General features: G+C 48.7%; 21 protein-coding genes. 13 read left to right on the top strand and 8 right to left on the bottom strand.

Annotated elements, in window-relative coordinates:
- The first annotated feature begins 241 nt into the window (after positions 1-241).
- Positions 242-934 carry an EAL domain-containing protein gene (locus ACYVR3_RS03285; protein ID WP_461243108.1) on the top strand — a complete coding sequence of 231 codons (693 nt, stop codon included), beginning with the start codon at positions 242-244 and terminating at the stop codon, positions 932-934.
- 114 nt (positions 935-1048) lie between these two features.
- On the opposite strand, the gene yaaA is transcribed toward ACYVR3_RS03285, so the two are convergent.
- Positions 1049-1792: a peroxide stress protein YaaA gene (gene yaaA / locus ACYVR3_RS03280; protein WP_461243107.1), complete on the bottom strand. Its 744-nt coding sequence runs from the start codon at positions 1790-1792 to the stop codon at positions 1049-1051.
- Between the two features lie 136 nt (positions 1793-1928).
- Here yaaA and ACYVR3_RS03275 point away from each other — a divergent pair, with 136 nt between their 5' ends.
- Complete coding sequence (locus tag ACYVR3_RS03275; RefSeq protein WP_461243106.1) at positions 1929-2294, top strand: pyridoxamine 5'-phosphate oxidase family protein; 366 nt, start codon at positions 1929-1931, stop codon at positions 2292-2294.
- A gap of 429 nt (positions 2295-2723) precedes the next feature.
- Here the strand turns inward: ACYVR3_RS03275 and ACYVR3_RS03270 are convergent, their stop codons facing one another.
- Positions 2724-3299: a hypothetical protein gene (locus ACYVR3_RS03270; RefSeq protein WP_461243105.1), complete on the bottom strand. Its 576-nt coding sequence runs from the start codon at positions 3297-3299 to the stop codon at positions 2724-2726.
- Positions 3300-3446: 147 nt separating this feature from the next.
- Here ACYVR3_RS03270 and ACYVR3_RS03265 point away from each other — a divergent pair, with 147 nt between their 5' ends.
- Positions 3447-4616 (top strand): GGDEF domain-containing protein, encoded by a 1170-nt coding sequence (locus ACYVR3_RS03265; protein WP_461243104.1) that lies wholly within the window; start codon positions 3447-3449, stop codon positions 4614-4616.
- Between the two features lie 121 nt (positions 4617-4737).
- On the opposite strand, the gene ACYVR3_RS03260 is transcribed toward ACYVR3_RS03265, so the two are convergent.
- The 4 genes from ACYVR3_RS03260 to ACYVR3_RS03245 all read right to left on the bottom strand — a co-directional run bounded on the left by ACYVR3_RS03260 (position 4738) and on the right by ACYVR3_RS03245 (position 10414).
- Positions 4738-5400, bottom strand: coding sequence for an EAL domain-containing protein (locus ACYVR3_RS03260; protein ID WP_461243103.1), 663 nt, complete (start codon positions 5398-5400; stop codon positions 4738-4740).
- 140 nt (positions 5401-5540) lie between these two features.
- Positions 5541-7553 (bottom strand): mucin-binding protein, encoded by a 2013-nt coding sequence (locus tag ACYVR3_RS03255; RefSeq protein WP_461243102.1) that lies wholly within the window; start codon positions 7551-7553, stop codon positions 5541-5543.
- A 14-nt stretch (positions 7554-7567) separates the two neighbouring features.
- Entirely contained in the window at positions 7568-9049 is a 1482-nt protein-coding gene (locus tag ACYVR3_RS03250; RefSeq protein ID WP_461243101.1) for a hypothetical protein, read from the bottom strand.
- Between the two features lie 603 nt (positions 9050-9652).
- Positions 9653-10414 carry an FAD:protein FMN transferase gene (locus ACYVR3_RS03245; RefSeq protein ID WP_461243100.1) on the bottom strand — a complete coding sequence of 254 codons (762 nt, stop codon included), beginning with the start codon at positions 10412-10414 and terminating at the stop codon, positions 9653-9655.
- A gap of 182 nt (positions 10415-10596) precedes the next feature.
- Here ACYVR3_RS03245 and ACYVR3_RS03240 point away from each other — a divergent pair, with 182 nt between their 5' ends.
- The 3 genes from ACYVR3_RS03240 to ACYVR3_RS03230 all read left to right on the top strand — a co-directional run bounded on the left by ACYVR3_RS03240 (position 10597) and on the right by ACYVR3_RS03230 (position 13716).
- Positions 10597-11568: a quinone oxidoreductase family protein gene (locus ACYVR3_RS03240; RefSeq protein WP_461243099.1), complete on the top strand. Its 972-nt coding sequence runs from the start codon at positions 10597-10599 to the stop codon at positions 11566-11568.
- A 68-nt stretch (positions 11569-11636) separates the two neighbouring features.
- Positions 11637-12677 carry a zinc-binding dehydrogenase gene (locus ACYVR3_RS03235; RefSeq protein WP_057151608.1) on the top strand — a complete coding sequence of 347 codons (1041 nt, stop codon included), beginning with the start codon at positions 11637-11639 and terminating at the stop codon, positions 12675-12677.
- A 397-nt stretch (positions 12678-13074) separates the two neighbouring features.
- The gene (locus ACYVR3_RS03230; protein ID WP_461243098.1) at positions 13075-13716 is read left to right on the top strand and encodes a TetR/AcrR family transcriptional regulator; all 642 of its coding nucleotides are present in this window, start codon (positions 13075-13077) and stop codon (positions 13714-13716) included.
- Between the two features lie 46 nt (positions 13717-13762).
- Here ACYVR3_RS03230 and ACYVR3_RS03225 read toward each other — a convergent pair whose 3' ends face one another.
- Positions 13763-14683: a DegV family protein gene (locus ACYVR3_RS03225; protein WP_461243097.1), complete on the bottom strand. Its 921-nt coding sequence runs from the start codon at positions 14681-14683 to the stop codon at positions 13763-13765.
- A gap of 804 nt (positions 14684-15487) precedes the next feature.
- Between ACYVR3_RS03225 and cobA the strand changes: the two genes are divergently transcribed.
- The 6 genes from cobA (at position 15488) to ACYVR3_RS03195 (ending at position 21680) form a co-directional block, all read left to right on the top strand.
- Positions 15488-16915 (top strand): uroporphyrinogen-III C-methyltransferase, encoded by a 1428-nt coding sequence (gene cobA, locus ACYVR3_RS03220; RefSeq protein WP_461243096.1) that lies wholly within the window; start codon positions 15488-15490, stop codon positions 16913-16915.
- 22 nt (positions 16916-16937) lie between these two features.
- Positions 16938-17690, top strand: coding sequence for an energy-coupling factor ABC transporter permease (locus ACYVR3_RS03215; RefSeq protein ID WP_461243095.1), 753 nt, complete (start codon positions 16938-16940; stop codon positions 17688-17690).
- Positions 17687-18034 (top strand): energy-coupling factor ABC transporter substrate-binding protein, encoded by a 348-nt coding sequence (locus tag ACYVR3_RS03210; protein ID WP_461243094.1) that lies wholly within the window; start codon positions 17687-17689, stop codon positions 18032-18034. The genes ACYVR3_RS03215 and ACYVR3_RS03210 overlap by 4 nt, the downstream gene beginning before the upstream one ends.
- 21 nt (positions 18035-18055) lie before the next feature.
- Positions 18056-18730 carry a cobalt ECF transporter T component CbiQ gene (gene cbiQ / locus ACYVR3_RS03205; protein WP_461243093.1) on the top strand — a complete coding sequence of 225 codons (675 nt, stop codon included), beginning with the start codon at positions 18056-18058 and terminating at the stop codon, positions 18728-18730.
- Between the two features lie 15 nt (positions 18731-18745).
- Positions 18746-19612, top strand: a complete 867-nt coding sequence (locus ACYVR3_RS03200; protein ID WP_461243092.1) for an energy-coupling factor ABC transporter ATP-binding protein — start codon at positions 18746-18748, stop codon at positions 19610-19612.
- Positions 19613-20102: 490 nt separating this feature from the next.
- Positions 20103-21680 (top strand): cation:proton antiporter, encoded by a 1578-nt coding sequence (locus ACYVR3_RS03195; RefSeq protein ID WP_461243091.1) that lies wholly within the window; start codon positions 20103-20105, stop codon positions 21678-21680.
- A gap of 583 nt (positions 21681-22263) precedes the next feature.
- Here the strand turns inward: ACYVR3_RS03195 and ACYVR3_RS03190 are convergent.
- The gene (locus ACYVR3_RS03190; RefSeq protein ID WP_461243090.1) at positions 22264-23292 is read right to left on the bottom strand and encodes an SDR family oxidoreductase; all 1029 of its coding nucleotides are present in this window, start codon (positions 23290-23292) and stop codon (positions 22264-22266) included.
- A 290-nt stretch (positions 23293-23582) separates the two neighbouring features.
- Here ACYVR3_RS03190 and ACYVR3_RS03185 point away from each other — a divergent pair, with 290 nt between their 5' ends.
- Positions 23583-24170 (top strand): TetR/AcrR family transcriptional regulator, encoded by a 588-nt coding sequence (locus ACYVR3_RS03185; protein ID WP_461243089.1) that lies wholly within the window; start codon positions 23583-23585, stop codon positions 24168-24170.
- The last annotated feature ends 1 nt before the right edge of the window (position 24171 follow it).

The raw sequence follows: 24171 nt of genomic DNA, 5'->3' as shown, positions 1-24171 counted from the left end.
ATTGTTCGGGTATGAAATGATAATTGTAAAGAAACAGTGAAATTAAAATCGATTGATTATGCATAAATTTTGCTACAAAAAGGCATATACGAGGACGTTTATACAATAATTCGGTTAAATAACGGCAACTAGTCATAAAATGACGGTTGTAACCGGTTACGATAAAAAGTATAATTTTAGTGTAGAATTGGTGAAATCTAACAAAACTCATTCGTAGTGAGCCGTTAAGGGGTGAAGTGCGGTGTTCACTTTTTTTGGACAGTCAAAGTTTTCGATGACTGAGGGGCAGGAGCTGGCAATCGGGTACGAACTGTTTATTCGTGAGTATCGCGGCGGCCATTGGATCCTCCCAGAGGATTTTGAAGCCATTTCAGCGACGACGTTGGAATCGCTACTATTAAGATCGTTACAAATTTTACCAGCGGAAACGACGCTCTTGTCGTTTAATCTTGAACAGACGCAGTTTATTGATCCACAGTATGCGGAGATGGTTGCGCGCGTTCAAGCACAGACGTCGATTCGGTTGTTTACCGAATTAACGGAACGGAATAGTCCAACGGTCACGGCAGACCAACTGATTTGCGCCAGTCAGTATTTTAAACATCTCGGGTTGTTGGTTTGCGTTGATGACGTTGGCACTGGTGATAACCAAACCAACTTGGTGCTGCAATTAGATGATTACGTTGACGAGTACAAGTTTGCCCTGCAGAACTTGCGGCCGTTTAACGACATCAAAGCGGTTGAGCCGGCACTAAAATACTGGTATGAGCTAGCCGCCTCACACCATAAAGTGTTGGCGATCGAAGGGGTCGAAACGGCTGCCGAATTAGACTTTGTGCAACAGTACTATCCCTGTGATATTATTCAAGGCTATTACATTGGCCGACCGGTAAAGCTATTTGATCCGGTTTCCGAGAAGCATGAACAGCGTTAATTCGAGGTTGTGAGCACTCCTTACGACTTGGACTAGGGTTGGCTTGCAAATAAATAACCGGCATTAAGCGCCTTTAGTCTGGAAGGCGCTTGATGCCGGTTATTTTAGTGATCATTACTTGTGGACAAAGACTAAGTGATCCTCAGTTGAGGTCGCTTCATCGAACCGGTAGTCGGGATGATCAAACTGAGTCACCTCGGCAACGTCATTGACTTGATGTTCTGCCATGAAGCGTACCATTTCACCACGCGCCATTTTAGCGAGGGTGGCTTTGGTCTTTAATTTACCATCAACGAGACTGCCGAAGACAACGTCGACTAAGCGTTCACCAGGTTTTAAATACGGCCGAATGGCTTTGGCATACTCCTGTGACGCAAGGTTGACCACGGGACCTTCGTTGAAGTTTAGCGACTGGTAAAGGCGATCACCCCAGAATGCGTATAGGTTTGGTGTGCCGTTGACGGATAGTGCCGACTGCATTTCGAGCCGGTAAGGGACTACGCCATCGAAGGGACGGAGGATCCCGTAAAAGCCGGAGAGAATGCGCAAGTTGTCCTGAACGTAGTCGAGGGCTGGCGCCGTGAAGAGGTCGGGGGCCATGTACTGGTACTGGATGCCGGTATAGCTGAGAAGCGCCGGCGTTTGGTGGTCGTTAAGTGCCATTTGCTGCAACCATTGGTAGTTGAGGCGTGCAAGCTTGTCGCTGCAGTGCCAGAGGGCCTTGGCCGCCTCGTAATCAAACTGGCGTAAAACGTCTAAAATCTGTTGAGTTGCCGCTAAATACTCTGGTTGGCTCAACACCGCAAACGTGTCGGTATCGATCACCATTTTCTTAGCGGGTGCGATAATCATTTTCAAAGTAGGTCACCTCAATTTATATAAAATTATAATATAAAATAGTCTATTTTTTAATCGTTTTATATTGTTATATTTGATATACTGGAAGGGTACTGATGTTCGGTTGGTACAAACATTGGAAAGAAGGCATTTTTAGATGAACGAAAAATTTGAAGAAGTACTCAAACATGAAGGTGTTGTGACGATCGTAACGATCAACGCGGCGCCAGCTAGTATCGTGAACACTTGGATGTCCTACTTAACGGTCAAGGACGGCTACTTGTTGGCTCCCGCAGCCGGCATGCGCAGTATCGAACACGATTTTGAAACGGATAACACCGTGACGTTAACGTTAGGTACCAAAGAAGTTGAAGGCACCCAAGGCCCAGGCGCCGGATTCCACATTCACGGCAAGGGCAGCTTCATCGAAGACGGCGCTGAATTCGACGCCATGAAGGCCAAGTTCCCGTGGGTGCGTAAGGTGCTGAAGGTGGAAATTGGGGATGTGGAGCAAAAGATTTAGAGTGTAAAAAAAGGCGGTTAAAGAGCGGAGTGTAAGTCACTTCCGCCATAACTCCTGGGCTTTGGGAGTTGTGGTGGAAGTGGCTTACATGCAGCTCTTTGCCTTTTTTACACGTTTCGGCTCGAGGACAGAAAAGCAGTTCAGTGATATCAGCCACAGAGTGCGGAACAAGGCGGTTAGAGAGCGACGTGTAAGGTGACTTCAGTGAAAGCGCCCGGGCTTTGGGCGGTTTTACTGAAGTTACCTTACACATAGCTCTCTGCCTTGTGGAGCACGTTTCGGCTCAAGGACAGAAAATCAGTTCAGTGATATCAGCCACAACGAAATACCACAATCTAAAACTGCACATAGCAAACTCAAACTTAAAAAACCTCAAAACAGATGATGCCAACCCATCACCTGTTTTTTTAGCGCCAATACCAACAAACCCTACTTCCCCGAAACACGCTCCGCCAACAACCGCTGATTCTCAAACGACAACACATTCCGGGTAAGCCAATTCAAATGACTCTCATACCGCTTAGCCTCAGTTCGCAATTGCGTTTTCACCCGAGCGGAGGGCGCACCGTTAAACTGTTGATGCGTCAGTAATAACTTACTACCGCTACTATTCAAGTCATAGACATTCGTCAACTGAGCCGAACCCTGGCGAACGCTAATATGAACGGTTTGGGCTTTATAACGGTACTGTAATTGGGCTTTGGCATCGGTTGTCTGAAAGGTCAGGGCGGCAACCCGGTGACTAGCGGCATTTCGAGGCGTTGTCAGTGCCAATTGGAAATGAACCGGTTGGCTGCCAGTTGCGGATTTGGGCACTGTAATTTGATTTTTAAATGGCGTAATTCGGGCGGTACCAATCACGATGCTGCTTTCGACGGGATGTTGTTGCTTAAAGGCGCTTAGCTGATGATGGCGAGAGTAAGTTTGCCAGCCCCACAGCGCTAAAACGACGATTAAAAGCGCACCGAGAAAGCCCAGTAATTTACGACGAGAAAAGTGTGACAAGATGGGAACCTCCTTGAAGCATTTATCCTTAATTATACACTGGGACGTGAAGTGTTTGGAAAGATTAGGTTATCTTACCATCGGTTATATGGTATGCTAAACGTTGTGAGTAAGTGCTCAAGTTCATAAGCAAAGGAACATTAATCTATGAGTTTTCAATTAGTGGCGGTTTCCTACGTGTCCACCGTGGTGACGAACATCATCGTGTTGTTGGGCTTGATCTCCGTATTTATCTGGATCAAGGAACAGTCTAAAAATGAATTTATTTTAAAACACCGAACAGCTTGTCAAATTATGTTTGGGATTATTGTCATGCTCTTTTTATTCGGGGAATCTTGGTCGAACTTCTTTCTATCTAAGGAGTTTGTGGGAATGCACTGGTCGTACATGAACCTGGAAATTATTGCGTTGTACGGGTTAACGATGCAAGTTCGCTCTAAGTGGCAATTAGGAACAACGCTAGTTTTAACCACGCTATGGCTATCGAGCGCGATGAGTACGTTTAATGCGGTCGCGTTCGGGTTATTCTTGGTGCTAGTACTGGTCGAAATTGGGATTCATCAATTTGCGAAACAGATATTTGAATTGCGATGGGTCAATGCCGTGGCGTTTGTGACTGTTACGGTGCTTGTTTTAAGAATTGCTGCGTTAACGTTACCGGGACAAGATGTTGAATCTTGGGTTCGACAGCTGGTCGCAATGTTAATTCTATCGGTTGTGAGTTATGAGTATAGTCGTGGATTAAGCAAGATGACGGCAACGTCAATGCTCTTTGAACACGAAGCGAAGTACGATAGTTTAACGGGATTACGTAATTTTCGCATGTTTAGCAGTGATCTCGAAGCGCGGTTCATTCAGTTTCGGCAGTCTGGTAAACGCTATGCCATCTATGCAATGGACGTTGACCACTTTAAGCATATCAATGATACCTATGGTCATTTAATGGGGAACACGGTTTTGAAGCAAATCGCTGCGTGTATTGAGGACGTGGTTGCTAAACTCCCTTATGAAGCAAGTCTTTATCGAACCGGTGGCGAGGAGTTTACGATTATTTTGCAGGCGATTGCCGAAGATTCAAGCGAAGCCGAGCGCATTTCGCGCCACATTCAAGATAGTGTGAGTCAGTTAACGTTTCGGTTCGATCAAGGCGCGCCGTTTTCCTGCACCGTTTCGATGGGTGAGGAGCGGGTGCAACCGAACGATAAAACGGCTTTGGATGCGTTTAAGCGGGCTGATAAATACCTTTACACCTCAAAGCATAACGGGCGTAACGCAATTACATTACGAGGTAAAACGTTACAGCGGCAGGCTGAATGATCACCAATAGATTACAAAAATTAAAAAACGGTTTATCACTGAGGTTAGTCGGTGATAAACCGTTTTTGCATACTGAGGTCGGGTGGTCAACTTGCCGTTAAGTTAGTGGATCACCCAACCGTTAGATTTCTAGAAGACTGGGCTTACCCAAGTAATAGCCCTGAACAATATCACAGGGGAAATACTGTTGTAAAAATTCAAGTTCTTCCTTAGATTCAATGCCTTCAATTACCAGCGTCTTACATAACTTGCTAGCCTGCGCGTACCAATACTTAATTTGTGGCACAACCGCTTGGATCGTTTTGAAGGGGCGAAGGTTTTGGAGCGCGAATTTGTACTCGTCTACGTATTCGTCAAGCTTCCCCACTAGGCTTGGGGTGTTGTACGCCGTCCCAACATCATCAATGCAGACGAGTAGACCAAGCCGTTCGAACCGTTCTGCAGCTTCGAACAATTGCTCGTCGGTTACATTAGGGTTCTTGCGTTCAGTCAACTCGGTGTAGATGTTGATACTGGTCGTTGCTTGAATCCGTGCGACCATTGCTGCAAACTCGGGATCCACAAACTGATTTTGTTCTAGGTTAAAGGACAATAGGGTCGTCGTGGTCGGTAGCTTTTGAACCGTTTTGTTGAGTAGCGTTTCAATCGTCGCAGATGTGATCGTGTCAAAGTCATCTGGTAAGGTCCACCGATCACCTTGATATTCACGGATGAATAATTCGTAACCGATGGCGGTTTTTGAATCAGCCAAAGCAAACTTTGGCTGGCCGTAGAATGTGTACATCGTTCTGATTCACCTCTCAACTTAGTTAGACAATGAAAAAACACGTGTTTGCGCAAAATTAGGTGGAAGTTCACGCCCAATTGATCGCTGCCACGTGGTTTTTTCGATCCAGATTGGATAAGTATTTTACGTTCGGCGGGTCAACTTACGGGATAACCTAAGTTGATTTTGCCGGAAATGCTGACAAAGAACGCGCCCAATTGGGAATGAATCAGGCTATCGTCACTGAGCGTGCCAGCAGCACTACTTAAAATCGCATCCGTGTCATCCATGACGGCGGGTTGCGATGCAACGCGTTCTAGTTTCTTGGCCTTGAGCCGAGTCCGATGGTGCGTCGTGGTTGCTGGCGCTGGTGTGGTATCACCGGACTGATGAGGCGTGGTTTCCGTTACAGTTGTTTGAGAACGGGGTGTTTGTTGAGACTGAGCAGTTGTCCCAACTGGATTAGCAGATTGTGCCTGTTGACGCATGAGGACTTTGTAGACCCCAGGTGTCGATTGGAACTGAGCGTCGCCGTTCGTGCCATTGCTGGTCACGTAGTACCCTTGTTGCTGAAGATTGGCCATGTACTGATACGTGTCAAAGGGAATGTCCTCCCCGATGGTACCGGTAAAGGCTTCACTTGCAATCGGCCGACCAGTTTCCGCGTTAATGTAAAGCACGGTAGCGAGGCCGGTTCGTGGGGTAGCTGTGGAGACCGTGACTGGCGTTTGACGGTCAGACGACGTTGTTGACTGGGTAGTTGTCGTTCCAGAAGTGGTCACTGCTTTGGGAGTCGTCGGCTGAGCGGGCCGGGCGACCGGATTAGACGTCGTTGAGCGAAACGACGTCGTTAGCGTGGTGACTAAATCAGGAGTGACAGGGAGTGTGCCAGTTGTGAGCGTTGGAAAGGTTGTGTTGATCAATTGAGACACAACGGGTAACGGCTCACTAGCCGTTGTGTGGGTTGAGGAACTCACACTTGGCGTTGTTTCTGAACTAGTGGTCACGTGGGTGGCACTAGTCGTTGCAGTATCGCTTCCCGAATTAGCGCGATTCGAGGAGCTGTTACCGGTCGTCTCGTTAGTTGACGAGGTCGTGGTCGACTCACTGGCAGAAGTTGATGTGGTGGTTTCGGAATGACTATTGGAGGTAGTCGATTCTGAACTACTATCAGCGCCACTGTTGGTGTTGGCGTTAGTTGCCGTTGATGAGCCTGACGCACTAGTCGTTGACGCGGAGCTGCTACTCATTGTGGTACCACCGTTACCGTGCGACGAATCAGTCGTTGTGGGATTAGGTGTTAGGGTAACGTGACCAGTAACGTTGGTATCGAGACTGTAGTACGTCCCGTTATGCGTTGCCGTAATTTGGTTGAGCTGTGCCAAAACGGCTTGAACGTGGGTCAACCCGGTATCGGAGAGTCGATACGAGTAAGTCCCGGCCTTCGTGTCATCGTGAGTCAACACGATGTCAGAAGCTTTGAGTTGGTAGGTGCCGAAAACCCGTTGATCGGAATCAACTAAGTTAACGGTTTGGCCGACAAGGTGAGTTAACGCGCTTTGACGATTAGCCTGAGTATTAATCGTTGGCAGAACGATCTGGAGTGGTTCTGCAACGAACGGCAAGCTGAGGGCGTCAAAGCCGGTTAACTCAGTCATATGGTGGTTGACGTTAATGTAGGCGGGATTGCCGTCTTGCATGTAACGGCGGTGAGCTTCCAGTAGGATATGGTTCGGGATGATGATGGCAGCATAGGATTTACCGTCGATCGTCACGTGACGAACTTTGTCGTGGTAATAAGAAGTCCCATTAGCCGTTTCGCTAAGCCAAAACTTAACGAAGCTAAAGTCATCGCTAGTATCAACTAACCCAATGTACTGACTACGCTGACTGATCACAAGTTGATGATTGCTAAGTTGTTTTGCGTGAGTTAAATAGGCGTGAATGTGGTCGTTGCTGTTGGTCAATGAAACCGTGGTGTCACGTTGCAGTGAGTCTGTTAATGCATCCAAGGTAAATGGATCAGCATCTGACACTTGCGTTGACGTCACAGTTGTTGTTGATGGCACTGGGTCAGCTTGTACTTGAGTTGTTTTGACTAAGTTGTTCAGAAGTAGGAGGCTGAGCGTTGCCCCGATACCACTGATGACTTGACTAGGTTTAACTTGCATAACGGAAACCTCCTTTACGATTCCGACCAGTCATGTCCCGGAAAGAGAGTTGTAAGCCGCGCCTGCTTCTGAGCAAGAATCAGGTCCGCTAGATCCGACCAATCTTGTGGGGTGGGGGGATCTAACCAAATGACTTGTGGCTGTGATACTTTTGGTGCGTGAAAATCGGAGATATAGATGTCAGTGGCTTCAGTGAGTTGATGTTGAACCACAATGTGGGCGTGATTGAAACCTTCTAGGGAACGGATGACGTAGTTTGCATAAAGCACGCCTTCCGAGAAGTCAACGCAGACATAGATGCGATCCTTCATCGCCTCGGTAGGGATGGTATTGATCATAGCAAACATGTAGCTAAAGTACAGGTTCACCACCATCTGAGGACTGAAACGAAAAGCAGAAGTTTGCCGCAACTGCTTAATGAAATCGCGAATCAACAGATCGAAAATCGGGTAGAGCTCCCGGAAAAAATCAATCTGATCCGGACTGATAAAGGTCGTCGGTTCCATGTAAAACGTGGTGAATTGCAGGTTGACCCGTAACAGTTGGCCAGTCAAATCAAGGTGATTGAGCGGCACCGTGTCTTCCATGAAGTGTTGGTCCTTAATAAAGTCAACGAATTGTTGGGTAATCTTGGCAGCCAGTGGGAACGCGGCGGTGATTGTGGCGTCGTTAAGTTCGATAAAGCCCTGGGTGAGCAAGAAACTGTACACGTAATCTTGTTCAGCCTCGGACAGCGCGATGTCTGAGGGCAGAACGGTTTGAAGTTGCTTGAAGAGTGCGTGGTAGGTTTCGTCACGAAGGTTATAAGCTAACTCAACGGCTTGAATCGTCGCTTGGTTGCGTAACCGAAGCAACCAGATCTTGAGGAGCGTGCTGAGCTTAACTTCCTGAGTGGGTGAGAGAGACTCACTAAAGAAGGGGACGCACGCATCCATCAAGCGCTGGACTGAGTCATCAAGTTCGGGAAAGGGGGCTTCGATACCAGAAAAGGTGGTGTAGTAGAGTTGGAAAAGTCGTAAGCGAATCACGAACTCTTCACTCTGCGCCACGCCGGCGATATCGTAAAACCCTTCATCTTCATAGGCCTGTTTCAGTTGTTTGGCGTACCGGAAAAATACCGGCTTCGTAATGAAGTGGGCGTCCCTGTAATCGGCCGCCGTCTGAATCTGGTCGTAGAAGAATTGGAACTCAAACACTGGATAACCAGTTGCCCGCTTTAGATACATGAGTGTCACTTTCTGGACGATGTAAGTGGTCAAATGATGAGCATGAAAAACCCCTTTAACGGCTTCATCAAGATAACAGGGTTGATCGTCAGAAACGGCAGCTAAGTCTTCGTTGATTGATTCAAAGTATTTATTAAGGTGGAAATTAGTAATGTCATAGTCCGTCAGCAGTGTTTGCCGGTCGATCGTTGGAACTGATAGCTGCGAAAATTGACGTAACATGGCAAGACAGATTCGGTCATTCTTGTTTAATAAGAAGTCAAAGTACATCGCGATTCTCCTTACAAATAACATAAGTGTAGTTGTCCGCTGAGCGACGAATAACGAACGCTTACGTTAATGTAAGCATACCGTGAATTCGGGACGAGCGGGGGTTCATTTTTTTGTTGTTTTTTTGAATTCGAGATACTCATTGTTAAATGAGGTTAAATTAGGGTTTCTTAGCCTTATTATACACATGTCGGGCGCGACTTATAACTGTTAGGCGATTATCGCTTGATAAGTAAATTAAGTGTGCGGAGCGAGGCGGTCAGAAGTCGGCGTGTAACGGGCTCTAAGGTAAACTACCGGGTTTTGGTAGTTTGGCTTAGAGCCCGTTACACATAGACTTTTGCCTCGCGCAGCACCATTCGGCGTAGTGGCCAGAAAGCGCGTGATTGACAAGTTCCTGAAATGTCAGGAACCCTAGAAATAACAGTTTAAGTGGCGCCGAATTTTGTAGCCTGAGAGCGCCGGTTTTTATGCGGCTTTGGCGAGCGAAGCGATGACAAACAGCCAACACTAACGTTGAACACAAACAATAAGTAAAGGGCTACAACAAAAAAGTCCTCAAGCGTGATTACTCACGTCCGAGGACTCAGCTCATTATTAAAATTATAGTTCAATTTCCGTCATATTCTGATCCACCAACAATCCGTTTGCTTCATGGGTTTCCGAAAACGCTAGGAACGCCTCTTTGCCCATCGCTACCGCGGCCAAGGCGAGGACGTCGGCTTCAATCAGGTTATCCGAAATAATGGTAGCTTGCTCTAAAGTGGCGTCAAAGCCCTTAAGGCTGATGTGGTTGCCTTGGGGTCCAATGCCAGAAGTGGCCACGGCACCGTTTTGAATGTCGAGTTGATAGATCATACGCTCGCTATCGTTGGGGTCGCCGATGCCGATGTTCCAGATAAAATCGGAACCAGCCATCACGCCAAACCGCATGTCGCCGGCACCGTTGAGTACGGCGGCGGTGACGCGTTGGTGACGAATAAGCGGTGCGAGGTAGGCGTTGAAGGATTGTTCAATCGCCCAGCCTTTGACCATCCCGGTCGGATCGTATTTACCACTATAGTACGGATCAAAAGCGCCATCCGTGGTTGCTTCGGCTTTAGTGGCAAGGTCAAGGACTTCCTTAAACTGTTCGGTATACTCATCTTCTGCGAGTTCACCCCGCTGGAAGCGGCTGACGAGGGAAGTGGGTTTAAATGCCGAGAAGTCCTGATCGACCTGTTTTAGGAAGGCACCAACTTGGTCAACGATTGCACCGGGATTAGGCATGGCGTCAGCTTGTTTGGGGTCCAACACGAGGGTGAGGACGAAGGGAAGTGACATGGCAGTTAAGTTATAGGTTTTAATGGTATTTGTCGTAATCATAAGCGGAACCTCCGATTTCAGTTCAGGGATATCAGCCTTGGCTGATTCAATATCCATACTATAATCGGTGGAGCTTAACGGTAACTTAAGTGGAAGTTAAGAAAGGGTAACGGTGGTTGATAGTTGTGAAGGGTTAAAGTGTTACACTAAGATTAATGATAGTTAATAGGAGATGACTGACGATGCAGGCAGCAATTTTCCCCACCTTGGGCGGGCCTGAGGTGATTCAGCTGGCAACCATTCCCGCACCCGTTGTGGGACCGAATGACGTTTTGGTTCAGGTACTGGCGGTGGCGGTTAACCATGTGGATACATTTGTGCGAAGCGGTGGCTTTAAAACGGCATTAGCTGAACCGCACGTGGTAGGTCGCGATATGGTCGGTACGGTTTTGCAGTGTGGCTCGGCGGTGACCCAGTTTACGATTGGTCAGCAAGTGTGGACGAATTCGATGGGCTATGATGGCCGTCCCGGCGTTACCAGTGACCAAGTTGCGGTACCGGTTGAGCGGCTTTATCCGGTGCCTGCGGGCGTTGACCCGATTCAATTAGTCGCGGCCGTGCATTCAGCGGCGACAGCTAGTATCGTTTTAAATGCTGAAATGCATGCACGGACTGGCGAGACGTTGTTGGTCGAAGGGGCAGCGGGACACGTTGGTCGAAAGTTTGTGACCCTTGGCAAAATAATGGGCTTGCACGTGATCACAACCTCAGCACCAAGAGACTTTGCCCAGCTGCGGCAGTTGGGCAGTGATCAGTGCTTGGACTACCACGCTGATTTAGCGGATGGTGTCGCAGAACTTGTTGATCACGTGGTCGATACCTCCGGACAGGTTGCGTTACAGGATAACTTGGCGTTGCTGGCCGAAGCAGGAGATGTGACGTTGATCACGGCACCAGCGGACAACCAGTTTCAGTTTGCGGTGCGGCAGTTCTACACCAGTCGCCAACGGCTAAATGGATTTGTGATCAGCCACGCTACACAGACAGAACTGGCGATTGCTGCTACCCAGTTGAACGCTTGCTTTGCTGACGGTAAGTTATTGGAAGACACGGTGTTGTTAAAATCCTTTGCGGATGCCGCCTGGGCCCATCAAGCACTAGCAAGTGGCACGGTGCATCGGCAAAAAATCGTCTTAACGCCAACCCCAAATTAGTGGTTGACTTGGAGTGGACTCAAACGTTTATACTAACGGTGAATGAGCTAAAAAGGAGTGTATTTTTAATGAAGAAAACAATTTTTGAAACGGCTGGAAAAGTTGCGATTGAAGACGTTGAAAAGCCAACGGTTCAAGCGCCAGATGACGTGATCATTCACGTGGTCCGGACCTGCGTCTGTGGGTCAGACCTGTGGGCTTACCGCGGCTTAGAGGATAAGGCGGACCATTCGGAAAACACCGGGCACGAAGCTATCGGGATCGTTGAATCAGTTGGATCAGATATCACCACGGTCGTTCCTGGCGACTTTGTGATCGCACCATTTACTCACGGTTGTGGCCACTGTGCAGCTTGCCGCGCTGGCTTTGATGGCGATTGTCAAAGTCACCAAGACAACTTTAGTAACGGCGTTCAAGGCGAATACATCCGCTTCCAACACGGTGAATGGGCCTTGATCAAGATTCCTGGCCAACCAAGTGATTACAGTGAAGAAATGCTGAAGTCACTCTTGAGTTTGGCTGATGTAATGGCAACGGGTTATCACGCCGCTCGGGTAGCGAACGTGCACACTGGCGACACGGTTGTTGTCGTGGGCGACGGTGCCGTTGGCTTATGTGGGGTGATTGCGGCTAAGATGCGTGGCGCTAAGCGAATCATTGCGATGAGCCGTCATGAAGATCGTCAACAATTGGCTACCGAATTCGGTGCCACCGATATTGTTGCTGAACGGGGCGACGAAGCCGTGGCTAAGGTGCTTGAACTGACTAATGGTGATGGTGCGGATGCCGTCTTAGAATGTGTCGGGACGGAACAGTCTAACGACACTGCCATGAAGGTTGGCCGGCCAGGCGCCATCGTTGGTCGGGTGGGCTTACCACACGAACCTAAGATGGACATGACCCCATCGTTCTACAACAACATTACGATTGCCGGTGGACCAGCTTCCGTTACGACCTACGACAAGCAAAGTTTGTTGAAGGCCGTTTTGGATGGCGATATTCATCCTGGGAAGGTCTTTACGAAGTCGTTTGACTTGGATGATATCGATGATGCTTATCAAGCAATGACGAAGCGGGAAGCAATTAAGGCTTACGTGGTTGTTGAATAATTGAATCTGGTTTTGAAAACGGGTGCTAACTTGAACGAGTTGGTGCCTTTTTGCTGTCGCTTGCATGCAGCTCTCAGTCTCGCGCAGCACGACCCGACGAAGTCTGGAAGCCTATTTGGCCATTCGGCGTGATGGCCAGAAAGCGCGTGGTTGACAGGTTTTTATAACTTCAGGAACCCTGAAAATAGCAGTCTAAGCGGCGCCGAATTTTGTAGCCTGAGAGCGCCGGTTTTCAAAGCGGCTTTGGCGAGCGAAGCGACGACAAACAGCCAACATCCCAATCGCACCCAACCTTTACGCTGGATACAAACGATAATGAATTCGCCGTATTAGCGTTGACGTTACCAACAGAACAACGGATAATAAGACTAATCAATTTGAACGAGGAGTGACAGGCGTGCAACCACCAGTATTTACCAGTTATCAAAACTGGCTTAACGAACAAAAGATGCCCAATGGCAAGCGGGCGGCGTTGTTGTCTGCCTTAGCGTTGTTTTCAAAGCAGGGTTATGATGGGACGTCAACAATGGCGATTGCCGAGCACGCTGGGATTAGTCAGGCGACGATCTTTAAGTATTTTAAAACGAAGCAGGACTTGTTAAATGCGATTTTGCTACCGATTATCAGCAACTTGTTGCCGGGATACCGGGAGGACTTCTTTTCTTCCGTTCCGGAAAATGGGTCGTTACGTGACATCATTAGCTTTTTCGTGCGTGACCGTTACGCGTTTATTCAGCAAAATAGTGATGCGGTCATGATTGCGTTCACCCAGATGTTGACCAGTGAAACGGTTCGGAATCGGGTACGCGATTTTATGACGGAAACTAGTCCGATGTATATGCAGAGTTTGGTGGCTCGAATCAAACAGACGGGTGAGCTACGGGATGATTTAACGCCGTTAGCACTGTTTCGGACAGTTGCTGGGCAGGTGTTTGCTTACTTCTTGCAGCGTGAAAAGTTGGCACCGGATTTACCAGTCAACGAGGATGCGGATTTAGACTTATTGACAACGTTAATTGTGGCAGCGATTAGCAAATAAAAAACTAGCTTCGGATAAAGCATCCGAGGCTAGTTTTTTTGTGTCATTATTTAGCAGAAGTCAACGTCCGCTGTTCCAACAATTGCTCAGTCATTGCCTGCCAATCATAGGCCCAAGCAACGCCCAGAACGCCAGAACCGGTGTGACAACCGATTGCGGGACCGATGAAACTACTATCAAAGATCATCGCGGGAAAGGTGGCTTCCAGATGGGAGAGCCAGTCAGCCTTCGCCTCAGCGTAGTTACCATCAAAGACGACGGCACGGTAAGGGTATTTTTGTGCGGCTGAATCGGTTAACGTGGTGTCAATATCGGTTTGAATGTGAGCCAACGCGCGCTTTTCAGTCCGTTCCTTAGCCATTGGTCGAATTTCGCCAGTTTCGTGAGTATCCATTTCGAGCACGGGACAAACGTGAAAGAGGCTGGCCAGCAAGCGTTCAGCGCCATTGATGCGGCCGGTTTTCTGCAGGTGCCGCAGGTCTTGAACAACGAACTCAATGGTCATGGAGTCACGTAATTCGGTCAACGCGGTTAAGATGGTCGTCGCGTCAAAATCATGGTCAGCCAAACTCAGCGCCAGGTGCACTAACAAATTGTTACCACCGGCAGTGCTCTTGGTATCAAAGAGGTGCACGTGTGGCGTGTCGCGGTCATCAAATTCATGAAGGGCACTCGCAAATGAGCTAATGCCAGCAGACATCGGAATGATAATGGCATCGTCAAATCCTTGTGCTGTCAGCTGACTAAGAAGCCGGTCAATCTCACCCATGCTGGGCATGGAAGTGGTTGGTGCTTCGGCGGTTTGTGCCAGTTGTGCAAAAAAGGTATCCGGTTGAAGGTCAACCATATCGGCGTAAGTGTGTCCCTGCCATAAAACGGGAACGGGCAAGACAAACAAGTTTGAAGCTTGTTGAATCGTATCAGGATCTAGATAAGCAGTACTATCCGTAATAATTGCGATGGACATGGATCGGTGTCCTCCTTGGAAATAATGGAATGATAAATGAATGGTTGATAGTAATAAAACCGTTCATTATAGTAGGCTTTTTGGTGGAGAGAGTCAAGTAGTTGAGAGTGTGGAACAAAACGGGTTGAAAGCGGAGCCTAAGTTACTCCCGACAGAAAGACGTGGGCTTCGGCTTTGTGTTGGGAGTAACTTAGGTGCAGCTTTCAGTTTTGTGGAACACGTTTAGGCTCGAGGACAGCAACGCGCAGAGTGCAGAACAAAACGGTTAGAGAGCGGAGTCTAAGGCGACCTGAGTGAAGGCGCCCGGGCTTGGCGGATTTACTCAGGTCGCCTTAGATGCAGCTCTCTGTTTTGTGGCGCACGTTTAGACTCGAGGACAGCAACGCACAGAGTGTGGCGCACGTTTAGCCCCAGCAGAGCATCGCCACCTCCCCAACTCTCATCTCCACCACAAAATTCTACCAATCACCAAGAAATAAACTACCAAACCAAACAACCCCAACACAAAAAAACGCTAATTAGATGAAAAATAGCCAAATCAACCATTCCAATCCTATCAATTTTAATAGTCGAGTTTCATAAGTTCCCGGTAAATCTGGGGTTTCTATGGTCTTCACACAATAATCCTTCTGAAGAAAGTGTGCTAGTCGGCGCCAAGATAGAACATATTTACGCGGGTTTAAAAATCGGTTCAATAAAATTGTTAGGCCTGTCACAAGCCATTGTATGGTGGGAAAGCATCGGGTATTTTGGAAGAGAAGATAACATGTAAGCGCACTCAAAAAGAGAAGGAGGTCAGTTGAGATGAGTGGATTAGTATCGTTAGTTGGTGCGGGTCCCGGTAACGCGGAGTGGTTGACGATGCTTGGCCACCGGCGATTAAGTGCGGCTGATGTGATCATCTACGACCGCCTTGTGGATCCAGCATTACTGTCGCCATACACTGCCGATAAGATCAACGTCGGTCAATTGCCGTATCGGCATAAGATCAGTCAAGCTGAAATCAACGAATTAATGGTCAGTCTTGCCAAGAAGGGGCAGCGAGTCGTTCGGTTAAAGGCCGGGGATCCGAACGTCTTCGGGCGAGGTGGTGAAGAAGCCCAGTATTTAAAGGCACAACACGTTGCCTTTGAAGTTGTACCGGGATTGACCAGCGCAATTGCTGGTTTGGCCGCTGCCGGGATTCCAATTACATCGGATCAAGCAACCAGTTTTCACGTCATCACCGGCCATCGGCGGGCGAATGGTCAACCGTTAGACTGGTCAAACATTGCCCATCAAGAAGGGACGTTGGTGTTTGTGATGGGCATGGAAAATCTAGAAACCCTGACGACACAGTTGATCATCAACGGTATGCCGCGAGCCACGCCAGCCGCAGTTGTGCAGTGGGCAACCCAGTGGCGCCAACGGGCGATTGCGTCTGATTTAGGTCACCTTGTCAATGTTGTACAGCGAGGCAAGTTAGCGGCACCGGCGCTGATTGTTGTTGGGCAGGTGGTGAATTTTATGGGTAAGTTGACACCGAAGCCGCCATTGCAGGGGCTGCATTTACTCGTGCCCTACAAAGCTGGGTCCAAATTATTCAGTGCGTTGCAGGACGAAGGCGCGTCGGTGAACTGCTTTGACCGGCGCATTAAGAATCCGTTGCCGGTGCAACTGCCAGATTTGACAACTGGAGGCACACTGGTGATCACCGATTTCGCCGCGATGCCGTTCTTTCTTCAACAGCTCCACGCGAAGGGCTTGGACATCCGTGCGTTAAGTAACTGGAAGTTATTGGCGATGAACCACATTGTCAAATACCGCCTGCAAGCTCTCGGCCTCATGGCGGACGGCCTGTATGATCCACAACGACTCGATCCACGCCGGCCAATCGTGTTGATTGGCGAACAGGAGCGCTTAACAACTTACCATGTTCCTGTGAAGGCGACTTACTTACCCACTTACGAAAGTGTGGCCGTGGATCAACCACTGAACCTCAAAGAGTTCCACGGTGTTGTGTTCCCGAGCTCACAGTCGGTAGCGGACCTCTATCTCAGCTGCGGCGATTTTATGCGTGCTGAGCTTCGGCACATGCCATGTTTCGCAATGGGGCAGGTTGTGGCGGATGAGTGTCAGAAACTGGGACTCCGCCACGTGATTTTGGTCAATCCAAGTTACGATAGCGTGATTCAAACCGTTAAGAAAACGTTGCGCTTTTCAACCGAAGCCGTTCAGTCACAGTTAAATTAATCTCGTTAAAGGAGCAATTACGATGAAGCGATTTATTCAAACTTATTTGCCGAAAACCAGCGCAATCGCACTGTTGGCTTCAGCAGCCTACTTTTTTCTCTACCCGCGTGATGCACACGCCATGCATATTATGGAAGGGATGCTACCGCCAAAGTGGTGTATCTTCTGGTTTGCGGTAAGTGCCCCGTTCTTCATCTATGGGTTATACCGGATGCATAAAATCGTCCGGTCAACGGAACAAAACGCCAAGGTCATGTTGGCCTTGTGCGGCGCCTTCGTCTTCGTGTTGTCATCACTGAAGATGCCTTCCGTCACCGGTTCATCGTCTCACCCAACCGGGGTTGGCCTTGGGACCGTGATGTTTGGTCCCGGTGTGATGGCCGTGTTAGGGGTCATCGTGCTCTTGTTCCAAGCGCTGTTGTTAGCCCATGGTGGTTTAACCACGTTAGGCGCCAACTGTTTTTCAATGACAATCGTTGGCCCATTTGTCGGGTTTGCTGTTTATAAGATCTGCCGGGCCCTTAAAGTCAGCCGTAGCATTTCGCTCTTCTTGTGTGCCATGTTAGCAGACTGGTCAACCTACGTGACCACGTCGTTCCAGTTAGCCGTCGTGTTCCCGGATCCAAATACCGGGGTTGGCGGGGCGGTTATCAAATTTCTCAGCATCTACGCCGTCACGCAGATTCCACTGGCAATTGCTGAAGGCTTCCTGACCGTCATCGTTTACAACTTAGTCATCAGTAACAATCTATGGAAGGAGACGGCGCTGCAATGAAAGCAACCAAACCGAAAAACCGAACCCGCCAAAATATTATTCTGTTGATCCTTGTGCTGATCCTAGTTATCGCACCATTTATCGTTGCCAAAAACGGGGCATTTGGTGGAAGCGACGACCAAGGAACCGCGCAAATCAAGAAAAACGACCCCAGTTATAAGGTTTGGGCGCACCCGCTTTGGACGCCGCCTTCGGGTGAAATTGAAAGCTTGCTCTTTACGGTTCAGGGGAGTTTAGGCACCGGGGTCATCTGTTACTTTCTTGGAAACGCGCATGGTAAGAAGAAGGAACAAGAACGCGCGAAACGAGCAAGTGATGAACAGACTACGATTCAAGGTCAATAAAATTGAAATCAGGTGTCGACCATGTTAACGATTGATAAATACGCTTATCAGAATCGGTTGATCGATTGGTCGCCGCGAGTAAAAGGGTTCCTCTGGCTGATTGGCATGGTATTAGCCTTTCAACCGATCCAGCTCATTAAAGTCGCGTTGATCATTGGTGTTGCGGGCTGGACCTTGTACGTTGCCCGGATGTCGTTTCACCAGTACATTAAATGGTTCTACGCGATTCTGCCCTTTATCCTCCTGAGTATCATTGGAATCATCTTCACGATGTCGTCAGACCCGCACGCCATTTACTATCCTGTTCGGTTATTTGGCAATTACTTTGGCGTTTCAGTAGCCATGTTACCGAAGGGGTTGCGGCTAGGACTTCAAGTCTTCGCTGCTGTGATCTGTACGTATTGGTTCGCACTGACCACGCCATTCCAACAAATCATCATCACGCTTAAGGCCATCCACTTACCCAAGTTGTTGATTGAGGAAACCATGTTGATGTACCGCTTCATCTTTATCTTCATCGATGCCTTCGAACAAATCTACCGCGCCCAAAAGTTGCGGTTAGGGTACAGTACGTTTCGCTTGTCCCTGCACTCGGCAGGTATTTTAGCAAAAATGCTGTTTGAACAAGTCATCGTCAACTACGAAGCCATGGTGCACGCGTTGGATGCCAAACTGTATACCGGTGAATTTAAATAAAGGACGGCGAACGCTGTGATTGAACTCAAACACCTCAGTTTTGGATATGAGGAAAATAAACCCATTTTAAAGGATATCTCGTTGAAGTTGGGTGATCAGGGTAATGTGATTGGCTTTATTGGTCCCAACGGTACTGGGAAATCCACGCTATTTCTCAACTTGGTCGGCATGCTGAAGCCCACATCTGGTGAAATCTTAGTTGACGATCAGCCAGTTGCTTATACCAAGAAGGCGCTTAACAAATTGCGTCAAAAAATCGGGATCGTGTTTCAAAATTCTGACCAGCAGATTTTCTACTCGATCGTGAAAGACGACATTGCGTTTGCGTTGCATAACTTAGGACTACCACAGGCTGAGATTGACCAGCGGGTGGACCGGGTGTTAGCCGAACTGGACATCACGGCGTTAAAAAACCGACCAATTCAATATCTTAGTGGTGGCCAGAAAAAGCGGGTCGCCATTGCCGGTATCTTGGTTCTGCGCTCCGAATGGTTACTGTTAGATGAACCGACCGCCGGGCTTGATCCCGATGGCAAGCACCGGATGGTCGCGTTGATCAAGCAGTTGATTGCGAACGGCCAGAAGATTATTCTATCAAGCCACGACATGGACTTTATGTATGAGGTTTGCGACTACTTCTACATTCTCCGTCAAGGCACTGTGGTGAAATCTGGTAAGAAGGAATCCGTCTTCTTGGACGAACAACTCCTACTGGATAGCAAGCTTGACCAACCTTGGCTGGTACAGTTGCACCAAAAGCTGCATCTCCCGTTGTATCCAACCAAGGAAGCGCTATTCAGTGATCAGGTGCTGCAGGCGCGATTGAATAATGGTGGCGGAGCGCAATTGCCGCTTCGGCGAGTTAGTGAGAGAACCGACTGATTTATTGGTCGGTTTTTTTGTGTAGTGTGCGGGAGCGTAAGTGTTGGGTGCGATTTGGGTGTCGGCTGTTTGTCATCGCTTCGCTCGTCAGAGCCGCATGAAAACTGGCACTCTCGGGTTACAAAATTCGGCGTCGCTTAAACTGTAATTTCCGGGGTTCCTGAAGTGACTGGAGCTTGTCAACCACGCACTTTCTGTCAACCACGCCGAATGGCCAAATAGGCTTCCAGACTTCGTCGGGTCGTGCTGCGCGAGACTGAGAGCTGCATGCAAGGCGACATCGGTAAACCCGCCAGGCCCGGGCGCCTTCACCGATGTCGCCTTGCACACTGCTCTCAACCCGTCTCGCTCCGCACACTTACGCCGGACACAAACGACAGCAAGTCCCATCAATTGACACATGATACCGACTAGTCTAATCTATTAGAATTATGCAATCATTCCGATGATATAATTAGGGTAGAATAGGGTAAGAAAGCGGGGGACGGCTATGACGTTGATGATATCGACCAGCCTGTGGTTATTGGCGGCGGTCGTGAGTATTTTGGTGGCGCAGGTGGTGCCGCGGGTTTCAGCGAACTACGTGAGTTTAGTGATTGGGGCACTCATGTTTTTGATTCCCGTGATTCGGCAGCACGTGGTGGCGTTTGATTCAGAGGTGTTTATGGGGCTGATCGTGGCGCCGTTGCTCTTTTTTGAAGGACAGAGCACCCGGATGAATCTGGTTGGTCGCAAATTGCGCTATATCGTTCAACTGACGGTGAGTTTAGTCTTGATTGGACTAGCCGTTGTTGGGGTGAGTGTCTGGTGGCTGGGCGGTATTAGTCTGCCGTTGGCGTTTATGTTAGCGGCGATTGGTGCGCCAACGGATGCGACAGCCACACAATCGGTGACTAATGGGTTAAAGATGCCTGCTTCTACTGGAACGCTGTTAAAACTAGAGTCATTATTCAATGATGCGTCAGGTATTATTCTATTAAACATGGCAGTGCTGTGGTACATCAACGGATACGTTAACGTTAAAGAAACGGCGGTGGATTTCTTAATCTCAGCCGGTGGTGGCGCAGTCCTTGGATTCGTCGCAGCGTGGGTTATCGTTTTGTGGCGCCAACGGCTATTACGAACGGCCTACAACGTGTTAAATGCGCAGGTGTTGCTCTACATCGTCACGCCGTTCGTGCTCTACTACGTGGCAGAAGCGGTGCATGTTTCCGGCATCATTGCGGTGGTTTGTGCCGGACTGGTGCATAACGCTGAGGCGCAACGGAGTCGGTTGATCAATTCGCCACAGATTCACTTTAGCTTAGATTTAGTCACCATGATTACGGAAATCTTCAACAGTACGGTATTTGTGGTGCTGGGCTTTTTGTTCGTTCAAATCGTGACGAATCAACGGTTGGTGGCGCATGCCGGGAACTGGGTGTTGATCGGGGTTATTTTGTATGTTGTTAGTGTAATCGTCCGGTATGGTTACGGGCGTTTAAGAATCCATCTTACTCGCCGATTGGCGACGATTTTTTCGTTAGGTGGCGTTCATGGTGCAGTGACTCTGGCGCTAGCCTATACGATTGCGGAGCGGCATATTCAGCGGGGCGATTTTGATCTGATTTTGTTGTCGGCGAGTGTGTTGATTCTGTTAAGCATGATCGTGCCGACGATTGCGTTCCAATTTCTGTTAGAACCGGAACCAAGTAACCGGGATCTGGTCAGAGAAGTCGATGAAATTAAAGTGAAGATGGTGCATCAGGCCATTGATGCCGTGCAATCTATGTACCTACCGGAGCGAGTAAAGCGCTCAGTTGTTTTTGATTTAATGACGCAAAAACAAAAGACCCGGACGAGAGATTTTGTCCACGCCTGGTTGGACGTTTCAAGGCATCCGGAATTTACGGACGCCGAAAAGGAACTGGAAATGCGGGCCTTCATCAACGCATTCAAGCAGGAGCGGGAGTATCTGGACATGATCTCGCAGAGTGAAGCGAAGTATCAGCAGTGTGTGTATCAGCTCTATAATGAAGTCCTACTGGCGGAGTCGTTGGTGGTGGGGCCGAATGTGTTTGAGGAATAGAGCGTAAAATAAGACGGTTAGAGACTGGAGCGTAAGCCCCGGCCACCATAAGTCCTGGTTTTTAGGACTTGTGGTGGCCGGGGCTTACGTGCAAGTCTCTGTCTTATTTTGCGCATTTCGGCGCAGTAGCCAGAACGCAGTGTCGCTGACAAACTTCAAAATAGAACTGATAAGCGAAAAGGCGACCCCAAATGGCGCCGAAATCAAAGTAATAGCAAAGCACGTCGCCAGTAAGCAATTGGCGAGCATCGAACTACTGGTTTTTGGGACTTGTGGTAAGAGAGGCTTATGTGCAGATCTCTGCTTCGTGTAGCGCATTTCGGCGCAGTAGCCAGAACACAGTGTCGCCGACAAACTTCAAAATAGAGCCGATAAGCGAAAAGGCGACCCCAAATGGCGCCGAAATCAAAGTAATAGCAAAGCACGTCGCCAGCAAGCAATTGGCAAGTATTGAACTACTGGTTTTGGGGCTTGTGGCGGGAGGGACTTACGTGCAAGTCTCATCCAACATTCCTCAAATAACAATTCAAAAACGGGTCACACGCCCAATCCGGTAGTGTGACCCGTTTTTAAATTGATAAGACTACACAATCCCTAAATCAATCATCGACTGCGCCGTCGCAATAATCGCATCCTTCGCAGTCCCGTGTTGCCAGCCCAGTAACGTTGTGGCTTTGGCGTCACTAGTTTCTGCGTACTTCCCCGCAACGGAGGCGACCATGCGCATCATCGGATTGGCTTTAGCGGCGAGTTTCAGCACGGGCGTTGGCACGACCTTGGTGGGTAACTTTGACGCGTAGGCTGGAAACGCCTCGCGAAGAATGTTGGCAACGTCCAACATTGAGTAAGTTTCACCAGTAGTGGCTAAGAACCGTTCACCAGCAGCCTTTGGTGAAGTCATGGCAAGTAAATGCAGACTGGCAACATCGCGCACGTCAACGTAACCCGAATCAACTTCGGGCACGACCTTGGTTTTGCCCGTCAACAGGTCCTGAATTTGGATGTTGGAGTGGGAGTAGTCGCTGGCGAGAACGGGTCCCATCACAGCAACCGGGTTAACGGTACTGAGTTCAAGCCCGCTATCATCTTGGGCGATGAAGTCCCAAGCAGCACGTTCGGAAAGTGTTTTGGATTTTTGGTAGGGATGGATGCCCTTAGCGGAAAGGTCTGACCAATCGGCTTCAGTATATGGGGTGGTCCGATGCTTGTGACCGGCAAAGATGGCGCCGTAAGCGGAGGTCAACACCACCCGTTTCAAATGCGCGGCGCTGGCTGCCCGTAGGACGTACAGCACACCGTTGATGGCGGGTTGAATCATTTCGTTTTCATCTTTAAAGTTCAAGGTTGGGGTCGGTGACGCTGGGTGGATCGCGTAGGTTGCGCCTGCCATGACTTGGTCCCAGTTGTCTTCGTGTGTTAAGTCAGCTTCGACAAACGAAAGGTCACTGAAATCAGTTTGACCGCCGTTAGCCAGCATGGTTTTGATCAATTCAGTTTTAGCAAGTGAACGGACGGTGGTTCGAACTGCATAGCCCTGTTGCAAGAGCTTGAGAATGATGTGACTGGCAATGAAGCCACTGCCACCGGTAACGACAACGAGTTGTTTTGACATGGATGATGCCTCCTGAATGAATTTTAATTAGTTACAAATGTAACGTTAGTGGAGTCATCATAACCGGTATTGAACGGGGTATCAAGTAAAATTGGGGCATCTGTGACAGAACCGATGAAGTGATATGACAGCTTGTAATTCGGTATCAATGTGAATGACAGCAAAATAAGTAATTGAAATGAACAATGATGATCATCGGTTTTAATGGATAAGTAGAGTGACACTTGTAACACTGTGGGAAATCAGGTATAGTAGCTTCAATTAACACGCTACTTTAGGAGGAAAGCCACATGTCAGCAACCAAGCACGCCCAACAGTTAAAACAGGATTCACAGGATTATCTGACCACTGCGTTATTTCAGTTACTGGAAACTCACGATTTACATGAGATTAAAATTACGGCATTGGTAAAGCGGGCCGGCGTCAGTCGAATGGCGTTTTACCGCAACTATGAGTCATTAGAAGATTTGCTGCGGGCGTATTTTGAACCGAAAGTGACGGCATTATTTAACGATGTGATCTTACAGGTATCGCACGAAAAGAAGGCGGCGGATATGGCGGCCTTCTTCGAGGAATTTGAACATACTCTGACGTTAGCCGTCAACCGGCACTTTGAGGACATTATTCGCCAAATCTTTAATGACAATATGGCCCGCTATTATCCGCAGACCGCAGTCTGGCAACAATTAACGCCTACTCAACAGACTTACTGGGTCGCCTTTATGAGTGACGGGGTGTATGCGATTTGGCGGCAGTGGTTCTTAGACGGCCGGCAAGCACCAATCGAAACGATTCACGGGCTAGTAGGGGCATTTCAGCGCGCCACCGCCATTGCGCTAACGGCCGGGGGACCAAGTCCGCTAGAGCTTAAAAACTGAT

The sequence above is a fragment of the Secundilactobacillus muriivasis genome (assembly GCF_054785195.1).
The sequence above is the reverse complement of the archived record's forward strand: the minus strand, read 5'-3'. Positions and strand labels throughout refer to the sequence as shown.

Excerpts from the sequence above, each read along its gene's own strand:
- ACYVR3_RS03275 (WP_461243106.1), top strand. The coding sequence starts at position 1,929 with ATGAACGAAAAATTTGAAGAAGTACTCAAACATGAAGGTGTTGTGACG.
- ACYVR3_RS03265 (WP_461243104.1), top strand. The coding sequence starts at position 3,447 with ATGAGTTTTCAATTAGTGGCGGTTTCCTACGTGTCCACCGTGGTGACG.
- ACYVR3_RS03260 (WP_461243103.1), bottom strand. The coding sequence starts at position 5,400 with ATGTACACATTCTACGGCCAGCCAAAGTTTGCTTTGGCTGATTCAAAA.
- ACYVR3_RS03255 (WP_461243102.1), bottom strand. The coding sequence starts at position 7,553 with ATGCAAGTTAAACCTAGTCAAGTCATCAGTGGTATCGGGGCAACGCTC.
- ACYVR3_RS03250 (WP_461243101.1), bottom strand. The coding sequence starts at position 9,049 with ATGTACTTTGACTTCTTATTAAACAAGAATGACCGAATCTGTCTTGCC.
- ACYVR3_RS03245 (WP_461243100.1), bottom strand. The coding sequence starts at position 10,414 with ATGATTACGACAAATACCATTAAAACCTATAACTTAACTGCCATGTCA.
- ACYVR3_RS03240 (WP_461243099.1), top strand. The coding sequence starts at position 10,597 with ATGCAGGCAGCAATTTTCCCCACCTTGGGCGGGCCTGAGGTGATTCAG.
- ACYVR3_RS03235 (WP_057151608.1), top strand. The coding sequence starts at position 11,637 with ATGAAGAAAACAATTTTTGAAACGGCTGGAAAAGTTGCGATTGAAGAC.
- ACYVR3_RS03225 (WP_461243097.1), bottom strand. The coding sequence starts at position 14,683 with ATGTCCATCGCAATTATTACGGATAGTACTGCTTATCTAGATCCTGAT.
- cobA (WP_461243096.1), top strand. The coding sequence starts at position 15,488 with ATGAGTGGATTAGTATCGTTAGTTGGTGCGGGTCCCGGTAACGCGGAG.
- ACYVR3_RS03215 (WP_461243095.1), top strand. The coding sequence starts at position 16,938 with ATGAAGCGATTTATTCAAACTTATTTGCCGAAAACCAGCGCAATCGCA.
- ACYVR3_RS03210 (WP_461243094.1), top strand. The coding sequence starts at position 17,687 with ATGAAAGCAACCAAACCGAAAAACCGAACCCGCCAAAATATTATTCTG.
- cbiQ (WP_461243093.1), top strand. The coding sequence starts at position 18,056 with ATGTTAACGATTGATAAATACGCTTATCAGAATCGGTTGATCGATTGG.
- ACYVR3_RS03195 (WP_461243091.1), top strand. The coding sequence starts at position 20,103 with ATGACGTTGATGATATCGACCAGCCTGTGGTTATTGGCGGCGGTCGTG.
- ACYVR3_RS03190 (WP_461243090.1), bottom strand. The coding sequence starts at position 23,292 with ATGTCAAAACAACTCGTTGTCGTTACCGGTGGCAGTGGCTTCATTGCC.
- ACYVR3_RS03185 (WP_461243089.1), top strand. The coding sequence starts at position 23,583 with ATGTCAGCAACCAAGCACGCCCAACAGTTAAAACAGGATTCACAGGAT.